The sequence below is a fragment of the Terrabacter lapilli genome (assembly GCF_039531305.1).
Lineage (GTDB): Bacteria > Actinomycetota > Actinomycetes > Actinomycetales > Dermatophilaceae > Terrabacter > Terrabacter lapilli.
The window spans coordinates 630,263-646,133 of the sequence record NZ_BAAAPU010000003.1; the positions used below are offsets into that span (position 1 = coordinate 630,263).

Here is a 15,871-nt window from a genome sequence, read left to right on the forward strand (position 1 = left end):
TCGTGGCATCCTCGCGCTGTGCGTGCTCACTTGGTCCTCGTCCACGGCTCCCGCCTGGCGAGCAGCCAGTGGGCGCCGCAGGTCGCGCTGCTGCGGGACCACGTCGACCTCACCCTCGTGGACCTGCCGGGACACGGCACCCGCGTCGCCGAGGCCTTCACGCTGGAGCGGTGCGTCGAGGTCATCGACGAGGCGGTCCGCGCCGTCCCGCCCGATGCGCCGGTCGTCCTCGTCGGACACTCGCTCGGCGGCTACGCCGCGATGGCGTATGCCGCAGACCACTCCGACGCGCTCGACGGGCTCGTCCTGGCCGGGGCGAGCGCGACTCCGACCGGCCCGGGTGCTGCCGTCTACCGTGGGGTCGCGGCGCTGACCGACCGGCTCGGTCCCGACCGCATGACGCGGCTCAACGACCGGATCCTGCGCCGGCTCTACCCGGCCGAGCGCATCGAGCCGGTCATCGCGGGCGGCTACTTCTTCGCGCCCACCGCCACCGCCTGGCGAGAGGTCATGACGCGCTGCCGGCCCACGATGCTCGAGCACGTGCACTGCCCCGTCCTGCTGCTCAACGGCCAGTTCGACCAGCTGCGGATCGGGGTGCGGGCCTGCCTCCGCGCGTGTCCCAGCGCTCGCGAGGAGGTGATCCGGCGGGCGGGCCACCTGTCGAACCTCGACCAGCCGGAGGCGTTCGCCGACGCCCTCCTGCGCTTCACCCGAGACGTCCTCGATTCGGCGCCACGCGCGTGATCGGGGACAATCGAGCCCGTGACCGACGTGATGACAGCCCCGACGCAGGCCGGTGAGACCGCCACCGACGACCCCACCGCAGCGGCGGCGGGCGCCGTGCTGCCACCCCTGCGGATCGGCCGCCACGTCATCGAGTCCCCTGTGGTACTGGCCCCGATGGCCGGCATCACGAACCGCGCCTTCCGGCGGCTGTGCCGCGAGTACGGCAACGAGGGCACCGCGCTCGCCTCGAGCAACGGCGCGAGCGGCGCCACGAGCCTCTACGTCAGCGAGATGATCACGACGCGCGCGCTCGTCGAGCGCAGCCCCGAGACGATGCGCCTCATCGAGCACGACCCCGACGAGAACCCGCGCTCGATCCAGCTCTACAGCGTCGACCCGGCCACGGCCAGGGCTGCGGCCCGCATCCTCGTGCAGGAGGACCGCGCCGACCACATCGACCTCAACTTCGGTTGTCCGGTCCCCAAGGTCACGCGCAAGGGCGGGGGCTCTGCGCTGCCGTGGAAGAAGGACCTGTTCAAGGCCATCGTCGGAGCGGTCGTCGAGGAGGGCGCCCGGCGCGACATCCCCGTGACCGTCAAGATGCGCAAGGGCATCGACGACGAGCACCTCACCTTCCTCGACGCCGGCCTGGCCGCCGAGGCGGAGGGCGTCGCGGCGGTCGCGCTGCACGGCCGCACCGCTGCCCAGTCCTACTCCGGCACCGCCGACTGGAGCGCCATCCGGATGCTCAAGCAGGCCGTCACGAGCATCCCGGTCCTCGGCAACGGCGACATCTGGTCGGCCGACGACGCCCTCCGGATGGTGCGCGAGACCGGTTGCGACGGGGTCGTCGTCGGCCGAGGCTGCCTCGGGCGCCCGTGGCTCTTCACCGACCTCGCCGCGGCCTTCGCCGGCACGTCGGCGCGGGTGACGCCCACCCTCGGGGAGGTCGCCGCCACGCTGCGGAAGCACACGGCATACCTGTGTGAGTTCTACGGCGACGAGGAGCGCGCCTGCCGCGACATCCGCAAGCACATCGCCTGGTACCTCAAGGGCTTCCCGGCCGGTTCGACGATCCGCAGCTCCCTGGCGCTCGTCGACTCGATGGCCTCGCTCGAGACGCTGCTCGGGACGCTCGACCCCGACGCGCCCTGGCCCGGCGAGGCGGCAGAGGGCCAGCGCGGCCGTGCGGGCTCGCCGCGCACCGTGGCTCTGCCCGACCGTTGGCTCGAGTCGCGCGAGCTCTCGGAGGAGCACCGTCGCACGATCGCCGAGGCCGAGCTGTCGGTCAGCGGCGGCTGAGCCTCACTTCAGCCACACGGTGAGCGGCCCCAGCCGCTCGCACCCGGCCGCGACCGCTGCGTCGACGGAGTCACCCGCCTCCCAGCCGACCAGGGGCATGTCGCCGACGACCCCGCGCGCGGCCGCGGCGGCCTCGCGCCACGTCCCCGGGACGTCGCCGTCGAGGGCGAAGACGTTGCCGATGCCGGCCACCTCGCCCGTGACGTGCACGACGGCTCCGGCGACCACGGGTGAGGACGGGTCCTCGGACGCGTGGGCGGCGAGGACGTGCACGCCCGGGACCTCGAGCAGCGACGGCCGCAGGATGGCCTCGGCGTCCGGGTCGCTCGCCCAGGCGCGGACCCACGCAGCCATCTCGTCCGGTGTCCCGAGGCGGCGCCACGAGCGTGCGCGCCCGGCGGATGTCGGGACCGACGGGTCGAGCCAGACCCACTCGCCGACGACGAGCCGGGCGAAGTCCTCGAGGGTCAGGTCGAGCCGGGACCACGAGTCCTTGACGGAGCAGCCGTCCGAGTCGTCGATGCGGGCCAGGAGGTCGTACTCGCCCACGTCGGCGGAGAGCGTGACGGCGTCCGGGTAGTAGGGCGGGGTGCGTGTCGCGGCGGACCAGGCGAGGTCGTCGAGCGTCGTCGTCACCCCGTGGGACCGGGCGACGGCGTCGCACCAGAGGGCGTTGTTGCGGGCGGCGAGGACGATGCGGTCGGTCACGCCGGCCATCCTCGCAGCGACGCTGCCGCGTGTCGCCGCCCGGTGGCAGGATCGCCCCATGCACGAGGGCGGCACCGAGGAACGGCCGGCGGTCTTCTTCGACGACGCCGAGGACTTCCGCGCGTGGCTCGAGGTGCACCACGAGAGCGCCACCGAGCTGTGGATGGGACTGCGGAAGAAGCACGTCGAGCAGCGCGGCCTCGAGTGGGCCGAGGCCGTGCGCGAGGCGCTCTGCTTCGGCTGGATCGACTCGATGGTCCAGCGCGTCGACGAGGACACCGTGCGCCAGCGGTGGACGCCACGCAAGCCGGGAAGCACCTGGAGCACCGTCAACATCCGGGCCGTGGAGGAGCTGACCGCGGCCGGGCGGATGCGACCGGCCGGCCTCGCGGCGTTCGACAGGCGGCGCGAGGACCGTTCCGGCGTCTACTCGTACGAGAACGGCGACCTGGCCCTGCCCGAGAGCTACGAGGCCCAGCTGCGGGCCGACGCCCGGGCCTCGGCGTTCTGGGACGCCGCCACGCCGTCGTACCGCAAGGTCGCCACGAGTTGGGTCCTGACGGCCAAGCAGGAGGCGACCCGCGACCGACGGATGGCCGAGCTCGTGCGCGACTGCACGGAGCTGCGGCTCATCAGGATCCAGCGCTACGGCACCGAGCCGGCGTGGGTGCGCCGCCTACGGTCCGAGCTCGGGTGAAGGGCGCCGGTTAGCGCTTGCCCTTCGGCGGGATGATCTCGATGTGGTCCTTGGCCGCCGCCTTGGCGTGCTTGTCGGCCCGCTTCTCCTTCAGCGACTTGGCCTTGGTGGACATGTGGGATCTCGGTGACTTGTCGCCCATGGCGCGCTCCTCCGGTTGGAAGCCTGAGCGGCTCCATCCCTGCAGTATGCGCCTTCCCGGCGGCTCCCGGGTGCGGCGAGCCGGTGGCACCGGTCCGGCCGCCTAGAGTTCCGGTGTGGGATACGAGGGTCGGGACCGTGAGCGCTGGGTCGCGGAGGATCCCGCGCAGAAGCGGGCCGACCGCGACGACTTCGCCCGGGACCGGGCCCGGGTCGTGCACTCCTCCTCGCTGCGCCGGCTGGCCGCCAAGACCCAGGTCCTCGCGCCCGGCCACGACGACTTCGTCCGCAACCGGCTCACCCATTCGCTCGAGGTCGCGCAGATCGGTCGGGAGTTCGGTGCGGCGCTGGGCTGCGACGCCGACGTCGTGGACACGGCCTGCCTCGCCCACGACCTCGGTCACCCGCCCTTCGGCCACAACGGCGAGACGGTGCTCGACGAGATCGCCGCGGGGATAGGGGGCTTCGAGGGGAACGCGCAGACGCTGCGACTGCTGACCCGCCTGGAGGCCAAGCGTTTCCACGCCGACGGGACCTCGGCGGGGCTCAACCTCACCCGTGCGTGCCTCGACGCCGCGACCAAGTACCCGTGGCAGCGAGGCGAGGGACCCTCGGGCACAGGCAAGTTCGGCGTCTACGCCTCGGACCTGCCGGTGTTCGAGTGGATCCGGGAGGGCTCGGTCCCCGGCGCGCCGTGCTTCGAGGCGCAGGTGATGGACTGGTCCGATGACGTCGCCTACTCCGTGCACGACGTGGAGGACGCCATCGCGTCCGGCTGGATCGACCCGCGCGTGCTCCACTCGGACGACCTCGCCGACGTGGTGGAGATCGCCGGCCGCACGTATGCGCCCGACCTGGCGAGCGACGTCCTCGCAGCGGCGCTGGAACGGCTGCTGCAGTCCGGGGCCGTGCCCACGGCGTACGACGGCTCGCGCAGCGACCTCGCGCGCCTCAAGGACATGACCAGCCGGCTCATCGGGCGCTTCGTCCTCTCGGTCGAGGTGGCGACCCGCGAGCGCCACGGCCCCGGACCGCTCTGTCGGTTCGAGGCCGACCTCGTCGTGCCGGACGCCACGCGCGCCGAGTGCTCGGTGCTCAAGGCGGTCGCCAACCACTTCGTGATGACCGCCGAGGAGCGGCTCGCCGTCATGTCGACCCAGCGTGACGTCGTGCGCGACCTCGTGGAGGCGTATGCCGCCGCCCCCGAGGAGCGTCTGGACGTGGCCTTCCGCGCCGACCACGCCGTGGCCGCCGACGACGGCGAGAGGCTGCGCGTGGTGGTCGACCAGGTGGCCTCGCTGACCGACGTGCGCGCCCTGGCCCTCCACAGCCGGTGGTGCCGGTGACGAGCACCCTCGCGCCGACGAACTAGGATCACGGGCAGCGACAGGAGGCAGATGGCGGGGCTGATCAACAGCGAGGACATCGCGGCGGTCAAGGCGCGGTCGTCCATCGAGGACGTCGTGCGCGAGCACGTGACGCTCCGCTCCGCGGGCCCGGGATCGCTCAAGGGCCTGTGCCCCTTCCACGACGAGAAGACCCCGTCGTTCAACATCCGTCCCGCCGTCGGTGCCTGGCACTGCTTCGGCTGCGGCGAGGGCGGCGACGTCATCTCCTTCGTGCAGAAGGTCGACCACCTGAGCTTCTCCGAGGCGGTCGAGCGGCTCGCGCAGAAGCTCGGCATGGAGCTGCGCTACGAGAACGGCGACCGGCCGCGCGAGGAGGGCCTCGGACGGCGCAGCCGGCTCATCGAGGCGCACCGCGTGGCCGAGGAGTACTACACCGAGCTGCTGCTCGGCAGCCAGGCCGCTCGGCAGGGCCGTGACTTCCTCCGGGCGCGCGACTTCAACAGCGAGCACGTCCGGCAGTTCGGCGTCGGCTTCGCGCCGCGCGGCGGTGAGGACCTCGTGCGCCACCTGCGCGCCAAGGGGTTCACCGACGACGAGCTCGTCACCGCAGGTCTGGCCGGCCGTGGTGCGCGCGGGCTCTACGACCGGTTCCGGGGCCGGCTCGTCTGGCCGATCCGCGACATCACCGGTGACACGGTCGGCTTCGGGGCCCGCCGTCTCTTCGACGACGACCGCATCGAGGCGAAGTACCTCAACACCTCCGAGACGCCGATCTACAAGAAGTCGACCGTGCTCTACGGCCTCGACCTGGCGAAGAAGAAGATCTCCCAGGGTCGCCAGGCCGTCGTCGTCGAGGGCTACACCGACGTCATGGCGTGTCACCTGGCCGGTGTGGACACCGCGGTGGCCACGTGCGGCACGGCCTTCGGCGCCGACCACATCAAGACGCTGCGCCGCCTCATGCGCGACGAGGCGGGCCTGGCCCCCGCCAAGGTCATCTTCACCTTCGACGGCGACGCCGCCGGGCAGAAGGCCGCCATGCGCGCCTTCGCCGACGACGAGAAGTGGACCTCGCAGTCCTTCGTGGCGGTGGAGAAGTCCGGCAAGGACCCGTGCGAGCTGCGGCAGGCCGGGGGAGACCCGGCGGTGCAGGCGCTCATCGAGGACGCCGTGCCGATGTTCGAGTTCGCCGCCCGCACGACGATCAAGCGCTTCGACCTCGCGACCGCCGAGGGCCGCATCCAGGCGGTCCGCGCGGTGGCCCCGATCGTCGCCTCGATCCGCGACCGGTCCCTGCAGCCGGAGTACACCCGGGAGGTCGCCGGCATGCTGGGGCTCGACGTGGAGCAGGTGGCCGGCGAGGTCTCGCGCGCCGGGAAGCTCAAGGTCGACGACGACAGCCGTGCCGCCCGCAGCGCGGCGGACGGGCGGGACGGTCACCGCGCCGGTCCCGGCCGGGACCCCTACGAGGAGCACGGTGGCGCCCCGGAGGCCGGCGTCTTCCCGGTCCCCGACCGCCGTGACCCCGTGGTCCTCGCCGAGCGCCAGCTCCTCCAGGTGCTGCTGCAGTTCCCCACCGTGTTCAAGCCGGGCGCGATCGACCTGCTCACGCCCGAGTCCTTCTCCGCGCCGGCGCACCGGGCGGTCTTCGACGGCATCCGGATCGCCCACCACGGAGCCGACAGGGGCAGCACGGGCGCCTGGATCGCGGCCGTGACCGAGAACGCGCCCTCACCCGTCGCCGGCCTCGTCAGCGAGCTGGCCGTCGACACGCTGCCCACTCGGATGGACCCCAACACCGGGCTGCCCACGTCGCGCTACGTCGGTGAGCTCTTCGACCGCGTGCGCACCATCGCCCTGACCCGCCGCATCGCGGACTCGATGAGCGAGATGCGCCGCCTCGACCACGGGGAGACACCGTCCCCGGAGCGCACGCGCGAGCTCGGCATGCAGCTGCAGACGCTGCAGCGCGAGCTGGCCGCGATCAAGGCAGGAATGGGCTGATGGGACTCTTCGACCGCCGGCGCCGACCGGCCCTCCCTGCAGAGGTGCGATCCGCCGTGCCCCTCCATACGGGGGAGCAGGTGCTGGCGTGGGCCCTCGACGAGAGCAGCCGCGCCCACGTCGTCGCGACGACGCACCACCTGGTCCTCGTCGGGGCGGACGGCTCCGTGGGCTGGCGCCGACCGTGGCACGAGGCCGAGGCCGCCACGTGGCAGGGCGAGTCGTCCCTGCTGACCGTCACCTGGGTGGACCACGCGACGCCTTCTCGGTGGCGCATCACCGAGCCGTCGCTGCTGCAGCAGGCGCTGCGTGAGCGTCTGCAGGCCAGCGTCGTGCTGGCCGACGAGTTCCGCACCGCCGGCCGCCGGAAGGTACGCGTCGTCATCCGCCAGGACCTCGCCACGGGAGCCCTGCTGGAGCAGACCATCCCGGGCAGGGGGGCCGACCTCGCCGACCCCGACGTCGCCCGCGAGGCGGCCCAGCGGCTGGCTCGCCTCCGCTCCGAGGTGGGGCTGTGAGCCGGGCGTGACGCGGGGCTCCGGGCGCCACGGTGGGTGCCGACCCCCGATTTAGTGTGGGGCCAGTCCCTTTGCTATGGTTTCCGAGCAGCATTCCCCTGTAGCTCAATTGGCAGAGCAGCCGGCTGTTAACCGGCAGGTTATTGGTTCGAGTCCAATCGGGGGAGCACCGACGAGGAAGGGCCCCGACACCACTGGTGTCGGGGCCCTTCCTCGTGTCGTCGGCGGTCGGTCGGCGCTGGGCCAGCCGGGTGGAGGCGCTGGCTCACCGCACGTTTCGGCGGGGTTCGGCGGGGGACGACGACACCCGCGGGCGCAGTGCCAGCGGGTGTCGTCGGGTGTTCCGGTGGGCGTCAGGCGTCGCGACTGGTGACGCCGCCAGGGACGCCGGGACCGACCTCCGTCACGGCGTCCTCGAGGCCGACCGGGCGCGACCCGCCGCGACGCTTCAGCCGGCGCTCCACGAGGGCCGCCAGCCGGGTCAAAAGGTAGTTGATGACGATGAAGATGGCGGCCGCGACGAGGTACGCCGGGACGGTGTTGGCGTACGCCGACCCCAGCGTCTTGGCGGCGTTGAGCAGCTCGGGGTAGGTGATGACGTAGCCGAGCGCGCTGTCCTTGAGCACCACGACGAGCTGGCCGACGAGGGCCGGCAGCATGGCGGTGAGGGCCTGGGGCAGCTGGATCGAGCGCAGCACCTGCCCGGGCGTGAGGCCGATCGAGAGCCCGGCCTCGCTCTGGCCCTTCGGCAGGCTGAAGACGCCCGAGCGCACGAGCTCGGCGATGACCGAGCCGTTGTAGAGCGTCAGTGCCAGGACGACGGCGGCGAGCGGCGCGTTCTGCGCGGAGACGAGGTCGCTCGTGGCGAAGTAGCCGAAGTAGAAGAAGACCATCATGATCAGCACGGGCACCGAGCGGAAGAACTCCACGATGACGCCCGCCGGGAGGTTGATCCAGCGGCTCGCCGAGAGCCGCGCCATGCCGAAGACGAGGCCGAAGATGCCGGCGAAGACCACCGACAGCGCGGCGGCCTTCAGCGTGCCCCAGAGGCCCGGCAGGAGGTACTGCGTCCAGACGTCGGGGTCGGTCACGAAGGGCGACCACATGTAGCCCTCGAGCTGGTTCGCCTCGCCCATCTTGCGGATGACCAGCCACAGGAGCCCGAGGGCGAGCACGATCCCCACGACGGTGAGGATGGCGTGGCGGCGCCGGGCCTTGGGCCCCGGCGCGTCGAACAGGACGATCTGCGAGCTCATCGCTTCACCGCCAGACGCTGGGAGAGGTGGGTGAACAGCACGCCGATCGGCAGCGTGAGGATGACGAAGCCGAGGGCGAAGAGGAAGAAGGTGGGCAGGCTCGCTCCCTCGTTCTCGGTGATCTTGGCGAGCAGGCCGGCGGACTCCTCCGTGCCGAGGATGACGGCCGCGACCGTCGTGTTCTTGACGAGGGCGATGAGCGTCGACCCGAGCGGGGCGATGGCCCCGCGGAACGCCTGGGGCAGGAGCACCTCGCGCATCGACTGGGAGAAGGTCAGCCCGATGGACCGGGCCGCCTCGGCCTGGCCGGCGGGGACGGTGTTGACGCCGCTGCGCAGCGCCTCGCAGACGAATGCCGCGTGGTAGACGGCCAGCACCACGACGGCCCACAGGTAGGCGTTGCGCGAGAGGTTCGACGAGAGCGTTATCCCGAGGATGAACGACAGGCCGAGGATGCTGAAGACCATCAGCAGGGTCAACGGGGTGTTGCGGAAGATGTTGACGTAGCTCGTGCCCAGCAGACGCAGCGTGCGAACGGGCGACACTCGGAGGATCGCGACCACCGTCCCGATCAGGAGCGCGCCGATCGCCGACAGGACCGACAGCTGGATCGTCACCCAGAAGGCGCCGAGGATGTCGTAGTTGCTGAGGATGTCGCCCATCCATCACCTCTCATGCTGAACCCGGGGTGCGAGGGCCGTCGTGCGGCCCTCGCCCCCCGGGACGGTCGGTCAGGAACAGGCGTCCGGCGTGGGCGGGTTGCCGGTGCCCGGCTTGTAGCCGGCCGGGCCGAGGTTGTTGTCGACCGCCTTCTGCCACGAGCCGTCCGAGACCATCTTCTTGATGGCGTCGGTGATCTTCTGGCACAGGGCCGTGTCGCCCTTCTTGATGCCGATGCCGTACTTCTCCGTGGAGAAGGGCTTGCCGACGACCTTGAGCTTGCCCTTGTACTGGTCCTGCGCGGCGTAGCCGGCGAGGATCGTGTCGTCGGTGGTGAGGGCGTCGATGGCGCCCGAGGCGAGGGCCGCGACGCACTCGGAGTAGGTGCCGAACTCCTGCAGGTTGACGCCGGGGACCTTCTCCTTCACCTTCTGAGCCGAGGTCGAGCCGGTGACCGAGCAGAGCTTCTTGCCGGCTAGCGTGTCGGGTCCGGTGATGGAGTTGTCGTCGCTGCGCACGAGCAGGTCCTGGCCGGCGATGAAGTAGGGCCCGGCGAAGCTCACCTTCTCCTTGCGCTTGTCGGTGATCGAGTACGTCGCCACGACCATGTCGACCTGGCCGGTGGAGATCAGCGTCTCGCGCTGGGCGCTCGGCGCCTGCACCCAGGTGATGTCGCCCTCGCTGGTGCCGAGGGACTTGGCGACGTACTTCGCGACGTCGACGTCCATGCCGGTGAAGTCGCTGCCCTTCTTGAGGCCGAGACCCGGCTGGTCGTACTTGATGCCGATCTTGAGGCCCTTGCCTCCGCTCGAGCTGCTACCCGCCTTGTCGCCGGAGCCGCAGGCGGCCAGCGTCAGTGCGAGCGTGGCAGCGGCTGCGACGGCTCCGAGTCGTCGTGCCTTCATGTGGGTTCCTCCTGGGTGGTGTCCGGCGTGCGCGCGGTGTGCGCGCCGCTCCCTGCCGGTTGGAAAGGGTGGCTCGTCTGGATCTGGTGGCTGGAGTGCTCAGTGGGTGAGGATCTTGCCGAGGAAGTCCTTGGCGCGCTCACTGCGGGGGCTGGTGAAGAACTCCTGCGGGGGGCCGACCTCGACGATCTGGCCGTCGGCCATGAACACGACGCGGTCGGCAGCCTTGCGGGCGAAGCCCATCTCGTGGGTGACGACGATCATGGTCATACCCTCCCGGGCCAGCTCGACCATGACGTCGAGGACCTCGTTGACCATCTCCGGGTCGAGGGCCGAGGTGGGCTCGTCGAAGAGCATCACCTTCGGGCCCATCGCCAGCGAGCGGGCGATCGCCACACGCTGCTGCTGGCCGCCGGAGAGCTGGGCGGGGTACTTGTCGGCCTGCGCCTCCACGCCGACGCGCTTGAGCAGGTCGTTGGCCTGGCGGTCGGCGTCCGCCTTGGACTTCTTGCGGACCTTGACCGGCCCCAGGGTCACGTTCTCGCGGATCGTCTTGTGCGCGAAGAGGTTGAAGGACTGGAACACCATCCCGACGTCCGCGCGCAGCTCCGCCAGGGGCTTGCCCTCCTCGGGCAGCCGCTTCCCGTCGATGGAGATGGTGCCCGACTCGATCGTCTCGAGACGGTTGATGGCCCGGCACAGCGTCGACTTGCCCGAGCCGGAGGGGCCGAGGACGACGACGACCTCACCCTTGCCCACGGTCAGGTTGATGTCGCGCAGCACGTGCAGGTCGCCGAAGTGCTTGTTGACGCCCTCGATGACGACCATGGGGTCTCGAGGCGCCAGCTGCCGGTCCGTTTGTGTCCCGGCGTCGGGTTTCACGTCGTCCATCCGCGCAACCTATCGGTTTCGAGCGGGACGAAGTACCCCCGGGGGCGACCGTGCCCGAATCGTGAGGCCGTGTCCGATCGCGTATGCGTCCGCCGCCGTATGCGTTCGGCCCCCGTGGGCGTGCACGGGGGCCGAACGAAGAGCGGGTCGGTGGCGTCCGGTCGGCTCAGCCTCCGCTGCTGGCCGTGGCGGTCGACGACTTCGGGTCGACGCAGGTGGGGTCGCTCGGGCTGGCCGGACTGCTCGTGCCCGTTGTCGAGGGTGAGCAGGTCGCTGCCGCGGCGGTCGTGGCGACCTCCGTCGCGGTGGTCAGCACCTGGGTGGCCGTCGCCGTCACCGTGGCGGTGGCGGTGGCCGTCGATGTCGGCGCCGCGGAGGTCGAGGTCGGTGCGTCGGGGGTCGGAGCCGGCGCGCTGGTGGTCGTGGCGGGCGGGCTGCTCGTGGTCGACGGGGCGCTCGTCGTGGTCGACGGGGCGCTCGTCGTCGTGGTCGCCGGGCTGGGCGCCACCGTGCTGGCCGGCGTGGTGGTCGGCGCGCTCGGCACCGCCGTGGAGGCCGTCGGGCTCGGCGCGACAGGCGGCTTGGGCGCGGCTGGCGCGCTCGAGGCAGCTGCCACGGCGGGCGCCGCAGAAATCGGTACCACGCTCGCGTCGGCCAGCGGCACGTCTCCGTCCTCGACGGTCTGGATCACGCTTCCGCCGCGGTCGAGCACGAGGGAGGGGACGGCGGCATACGGCACCGATGCGGCCGCGGATGCCGCGAAGCCGAGGTACGGGGCCGGGTCGACGTAACGGTCGTTGATGATGACGTCGAAGTGCAGGTGGCAGCCGGTGGACCAGCCGGTGGTCCCGCTGAGGCCGATGACCTGACCCTGCTTGACCTTCTCGCCCTCGGTGACGAGGAACTGCGACTGGTGGCCGTAGGCCGTCTTGACCGTGGGGGTGTGCTCGATGATCGTGCGCCCGCCCCACGAGGCAGAGACACGGGCGTAGACCACGGTGCCGTCGGCGGCGGCGTGGATGGGCGTGCCACAGGGCGCCGCGAGGTCGATGCCCGTGTGGAACATGGGTCGTCCCAGCAGCGGGTGGATGCGTGGGCCGAACGGTGAGACCTCGTCGCCGGGCACGGGATGGATGAAGAGCGGCACCCCCGTCAGCGGGGACACCAACGCGCCGGCAGTCACGGGTGCCAGGTTGACGGCGGGGAACAGGAAGAGCCCGCCGCCGATGGCGGATGCCAGGACGGACCCGGCGGGTGCGGTGGAACCCGGTGCCGCACCGTCGAGCCCCGCCAGCTGGTCCCGGGCCTCGCCGACCGCCTGGACCGCGTCCTGGACGGCGGCGGGCGACCCGGCGGCCAGGACCACCGACTCGGTCGGCGGCCTGGTCGGGCCGCCGCCGAGGAACGGCAGCATGGCAAAGAGCAGCAGAGCTGCTGCGAACGGGACAAGACGACCACTCATCCTGATGTTCAGGACACGCGGACCACGTCTCTCATCGGCTGTACGCACCTGCGGGCCACCCCCTCGAAGGCGAAACTGTCACCACGAACCTCTCCCGGCAGACACCTCCGCCGTAACCGGACGTGCCCTGCGGTCGCGCGCCCCCACGCGCTCCCCGTCCGGGTCGGCCGGTCCCCTTCACCATATGGGTGGCTCTCGGGCGGAGGGCGCCTTCCGGCGAAAAGCGGACGCGATCAGTGCCGGATGTGACGGATGTGGCACTTTGTCAGCCTCCCGAGAGGTCCAGCGCCACTCGTCCTGGTGCTCCGCCGCGACGAGGCCCTCGTCCTCGGCGCCGCGCGGCCGAGCAGCTGCTTTGTCCGGTTTATCGGATCTGTGCATTGGGCCACCACCGCGGGTGGAGAAGGTGCAGACTAGTCACTGGATGCGCTGCGGCCCCTTCTCGGGAGAAGGGTCGTGTCGCCTCCTCCAGATGGTGCGACCGCTCGCGGTCGACGCGCTCGTGGCCTGCCTCCCACCCCCGGCCCGTGTTGCACCCCCAACGCCGTCTGGATGCTGAAAGGGCCGTGAGCGGACCTCAGGCGCAGACGGCCGGCGGGCCCCCACTCGCCGGCCGTTGGTGGGTGGGCAGGTGAGCGTGAGCGTGGATCGCCCGGCAAGGGCTCCGGTCGCAGCTCCGTCGACGGTCACGAACGTACCGATCAAATGCGCTCCGTCGCGCCGAATACGCGCCCGTGAGCGCCGGGGGCCGATGAGACCAGCCGTTATCCGAATGACCAAGGGTCTGTTGATTGAAACTTGTGCGTCGAACAGCGGGTGCAGAACCGCAGAATGCGTGACATGCCTTCCCGATGTCGTATTCCTATGGCGGCTGGGTGCCTTGTTTCACCACTCGTCATGCGCGTACGGTCGATAAGCAGCCCAATATGGCTGCAGGAGAGAGTGATTCGCGGCTGATCTGCGCTGCGTCCAGCTTCGGCGCTTTTGGCCGTGTTCCCGCCGTATCGGGTGCTCCGGTGCGTCGTCCAGCGCGATCCAGGAAAAGAACTGGTGCTTCGCAAACCTTGTCGAAACACACGAGATCGCGATAATTCCCAAACCTTCAAGGGATAAAAAATGCGCAGAACATTCTTGATCGCCGCCGCCAGTGCGGCACCCGTGCTCCTTGCTTTCGCGGCGGCGTCCGGGTCCCAAGCCGTCGCGGCCGCCCACACCGGTGGCGACCCCTCCGTCTTCTCCACGTCGCTCGACCCGGTCCCCACCAACCGCGTGGATGCCCATGGATCCGCCTCAGTGCGCTTGGTCGGTGACACCGCGTGGGTCACGGTCAGGGTGAGAGGGCTGATCACAGCCCCGCACGCGATGCACATCCACGCCAAGGGCGAGGGCGAGTGCCCGGAGGCCGACGATGCCACCAAGCACAACGGCCGCCGGTCCATGAGCACCACGGACGGCCTCGGGGACTACGGTCCGGTGGGCACCTCCCTGACCACCAGGGGTGACACGAGCCCCGCCAGCGCGCTGGCCATCGCCCGCTTCCCGCAGGTGGGCACGTACACGTACACCCGCAGCATCAAGCTCACCCATGACATGGCCATGGCGGTCCGGCACGAGAACGCCGTCATCGTGGTCCATGGGATCGACTACAACGGCAACAAGAAGTACGACTACGTGCTCGGCGTGAGCGACCTGAGCGCGAGCCTCCCCATGGAGGCCACGGCCCCGGCGCTCTGCGGCCCTCTCGACAGGGTGGGCGACCACTGACCGGGGGCAGCCTGTCCCGACGGCAGCGCCAACCCTCACCGCCACGGCGCTGGTGACCGAATCTCTGGCCCTTGCCTGACTGCATGGGGCAGGAGCGTCTTTCAGGCTACGAGGAGCAACGCCCTCGCCACGCACTGCGTGACGAGGGCGTTTGCGCACTCCTGAGGGTGTCTGTCCGTCGAGTGGGGCAGCAGGGGCTTGAACCCTGGACCGACGGATTATGAGTCCGCTGCTCTGACCGGCTGAGCTACTGCCCCGGAACCGTCGCAGGACGTCGCCCGACGAGGTCGGCACGGAGTCTAGCGAGGCATCGCGCGAGCTCGGATGCCCGGTGAGGGGCGGGGCCGTCGGGAGGGTCGCCGCGCCACCCCCTAGGCTCGCGGGGACCAGACCTGGCCGGTGCGAGGAGGAGACAGCATGAGTGACGGCATCCGGGTTGCCGCGGTCGATGACGTGGAGCCCGGGGAGGCGCTCGTGCTCGACACCGCACTGACGGGCACCGACGAGCCCATCTCGCTCTTCCGCGACGACGACGGCACCTACTACGCGCTGGACGACACCTGCTCGCACGAGGATGCGTCGCTCGCCGAAGGCTGGGTGGAGGCGGGGGAGGTGGAGTGCCCGCTGCACGCGACCCGCTTCTGCCTGGCCGACGGCAGGCCGATGTGCCTGCCTGCGACGAAACCGGTCAGGACCCATCGCGTGGATGTCCGTGGCGACGACGTCTACCTCCACCCGGGCGTACCCGCCACGGCGTGAGCGCCGGCCGGCCCAGCGGCGCGAGCGTCCGGTTCCAAATCGGGGCATTTCGACCCGTGGGGTTGCTGGTGCCGCTGTGCCCCATGGTGCACAATGAGCGGGTGCTCGCCGATGAGCACGTCGTGATCGCTTGGCACCGGGCAGGCCGCCGGGACCGTGAAGAAGCAGGCGTTGGGGAAGACGTCCCTGCAACTTCAGGAGGTTCGGATGTCTGTGGCGATGCCGCGCAGCACGACACGTGGGGTCCTGTTCGTACACGGGGCCCCCGCCCCGCTGTGCCCGCACATCACGTGGGCAGTCGAGGCCGTCCTCGACCAGCAGGTGACGCTCGACTGGATCCCGCAGCCGGCAGCGCCCCGAATGGTGCGCACCGAGCTGGCCTGGTCCGGCGCGCCGGGCACCGGTGCCGCGCTCGCCAGTGCACTGCGCGGCTGGGACGGCCTGCGCTTCGAGGTCACCGAGGACCCCTCACCGGGCTGTGACGGGGCGCGCTGGTCATACACACCCAGCCTCGGGATCCACCACGCCATGACGTCGGCGTCGGGCGACGCCGTCGTCCAGGAGGACCGGCTCCGCGAGGCGATCCTGCGTACGCGTGGGGACGTCGAGGCCCTGCAGGACGAGGTCGACCTGCTGCTCGGCGTGCCGTGGGACGAGGAGCTCGAGGTCTTCCGCTACGCCGGCGACGGCGCGGCCGTCCGCTGGCTGCACAAGGTCGGCTGACCG

16 protein-coding genes and 2 tRNA genes are annotated in these 15,871 nt (G+C 71.0%); 10 read left to right on the top strand and 8 right to left on the bottom strand.

Features of this window, described 5'->3' with window-relative positions; translation table 11 throughout:
* The first annotated feature begins 18 nt into the window (after window positions 1-18).
* Both ABD241_RS04295 and dusB read left to right on the top strand, forming a co-directional pair.
* The gene (locus ABD241_RS04295) at window positions 19-747 is read left to right on the top strand and encodes an alpha/beta fold hydrolase (RefSeq protein WP_344058765.1); all 729 of its coding nucleotides are present in this window, start codon (window positions 19-21) and stop codon (window positions 745-747) included.
* Between the two features lie 30 nt (window positions 748-777).
* Entirely contained in the window at window positions 778-2,031 is a 1,254-nt protein-coding gene (gene dusB, locus ABD241_RS04300) for a tRNA dihydrouridine synthase DusB (protein WP_425580704.1), read from the top strand.
* A 3-nt stretch (window positions 2,032-2,034) separates the two neighbouring features.
* On the opposite strand, the gene ABD241_RS04305 is transcribed toward dusB, so the two are convergent.
* Window positions 2,035-2,739 (bottom strand): hypothetical protein, encoded by a 705-nt coding sequence (locus ABD241_RS04305; protein ID WP_344058769.1) that lies wholly within the window; start codon window positions 2,737-2,739, stop codon window positions 2,035-2,037.
* Window positions 2,740-2,797: 58 nt separating this feature from the next.
* Here ABD241_RS04305 and ABD241_RS04310 point away from each other — a divergent pair, with 58 nt between their 5' ends.
* Window positions 2,798-3,436 (top strand): YdeI/OmpD-associated family protein, encoded by a 639-nt coding sequence (locus ABD241_RS04310; RefSeq protein ID WP_344058771.1) that lies wholly within the window; start codon window positions 2,798-2,800, stop codon window positions 3,434-3,436.
* Between the two features lie 10 nt (window positions 3,437-3,446).
* On the opposite strand, the gene ABD241_RS04315 is transcribed toward ABD241_RS04310, so the two are convergent.
* Window positions 3,447-3,578 carry a hypothetical protein gene (locus tag ABD241_RS04315; protein WP_344058773.1) on the bottom strand — a complete coding sequence of 44 codons (132 nt, stop codon included), beginning with the start codon at window positions 3,576-3,578 and terminating at the stop codon, window positions 3,447-3,449.
* A 115-nt stretch (window positions 3,579-3,693) separates the two neighbouring features.
* On the opposite strand from ABD241_RS04315, the gene ABD241_RS04320 reads away from it, so the two are divergent.
* The 4 genes from ABD241_RS04320 (at window position 3,694) to ABD241_RS04335 (ending at window position 7,615) form a co-directional block, all read left to right on the top strand.
* Complete coding sequence (locus ABD241_RS04320; protein ID WP_344058775.1) at window positions 3,694-4,923, top strand: deoxyguanosinetriphosphate triphosphohydrolase; 1,230 nt, start codon at window positions 3,694-3,696, stop codon at window positions 4,921-4,923.
* A 51-nt stretch (window positions 4,924-4,974) separates the two neighbouring features.
* On the top strand, window positions 4,975-6,930 hold the full coding sequence (gene dnaG / locus ABD241_RS04325; protein WP_344058777.1) for a DNA primase: 1,956 nt from the start codon (window positions 4,975-4,977) through the stop codon (window positions 6,928-6,930).
* Between the two features lie 56 nt (window positions 6,931-6,986).
* On the top strand, window positions 6,987-7,448 hold the full coding sequence (locus ABD241_RS04330) for a hypothetical protein (protein WP_344058778.1): 462 nt from the start codon (window positions 6,987-6,989) through the stop codon (window positions 7,446-7,448).
* Between the two features lie 94 nt (window positions 7,449-7,542).
* Window positions 7,543-7,615, top strand: a tRNA-Asn gene (locus ABD241_RS04335).
* 186 nt (window positions 7,616-7,801) lie between these two features.
* On the opposite strand, the gene ABD241_RS04340 is transcribed toward ABD241_RS04335, so the two are convergent.
* The 5 genes from ABD241_RS04340 to ABD241_RS04360 form a co-directional block, all read right to left on the bottom strand.
* Entirely contained in the window at window positions 7,802-8,704 is a 903-nt protein-coding gene (locus ABD241_RS04340; protein WP_344058779.1) for an amino acid ABC transporter permease, read from the bottom strand.
* Window positions 8,701-9,366: an amino acid ABC transporter permease gene (locus ABD241_RS04345; RefSeq protein WP_344058781.1), complete on the bottom strand. Its 666-nt coding sequence runs from the start codon at window positions 9,364-9,366 to the stop codon at window positions 8,701-8,703. Before ABD241_RS04345 ends, ABD241_RS04340 begins: the two co-directional genes overlap by 4 nt.
* A gap of 69 nt (window positions 9,367-9,435) precedes the next feature.
* On the bottom strand, window positions 9,436-10,269 hold the full coding sequence (locus ABD241_RS04350) for a transporter substrate-binding domain-containing protein (RefSeq protein ID WP_142183869.1): 834 nt from the start codon (window positions 10,267-10,269) through the stop codon (window positions 9,436-9,438).
* A gap of 99 nt (window positions 10,270-10,368) precedes the next feature.
* On the bottom strand, window positions 10,369-11,097 hold the full coding sequence (locus tag ABD241_RS04355) for an amino acid ABC transporter ATP-binding protein (RefSeq protein WP_344059526.1): 729 nt from the start codon (window positions 11,095-11,097) through the stop codon (window positions 10,369-10,371).
* 229 nt (window positions 11,098-11,326) lie between these two features.
* On the bottom strand, window positions 11,327-12,622 hold the full coding sequence (locus ABD241_RS04360) for a M23 family metallopeptidase (RefSeq protein WP_344058785.1): 1,296 nt from the start codon (window positions 12,620-12,622) through the stop codon (window positions 11,327-11,329).
* Between the two features lie 1,116 nt (window positions 12,623-13,738).
* Between ABD241_RS04360 and ABD241_RS04365 the strand changes: the two genes are divergently transcribed.
* Entirely contained in the window at window positions 13,739-14,386 is a 648-nt protein-coding gene (locus ABD241_RS04365) for a hypothetical protein (RefSeq protein ID WP_344058787.1), read from the top strand.
* 183 nt (window positions 14,387-14,569) lie between these two features.
* Here the strand turns inward: ABD241_RS04365 and ABD241_RS04370 are convergent.
* Window positions 14,570-14,643 (bottom strand) — tRNA-Ile (locus ABD241_RS04370).
* 160 nt (window positions 14,644-14,803) lie between these two features.
* Here ABD241_RS04370 and ABD241_RS04375 point away from each other — a divergent pair.
* Window positions 14,804-15,145, top strand: a complete 342-nt coding sequence (locus ABD241_RS04375) for a bifunctional 3-phenylpropionate/cinnamic acid dioxygenase ferredoxin subunit (RefSeq protein ID WP_344058789.1) — start codon at window positions 14,804-14,806, stop codon at window positions 15,143-15,145.
* Window positions 15,146-15,352: 207 nt separating this feature from the next.
* A complete protein-coding gene (locus tag ABD241_RS04380; protein ID WP_142183860.1) occupies window positions 15,353-15,868 on the top strand; it encodes a DUF3145 family protein in 516 nt (171 codons plus the stop codon).
* The last annotated feature ends 3 nt before the right edge of the window (window positions 15,869-15,871 follow it).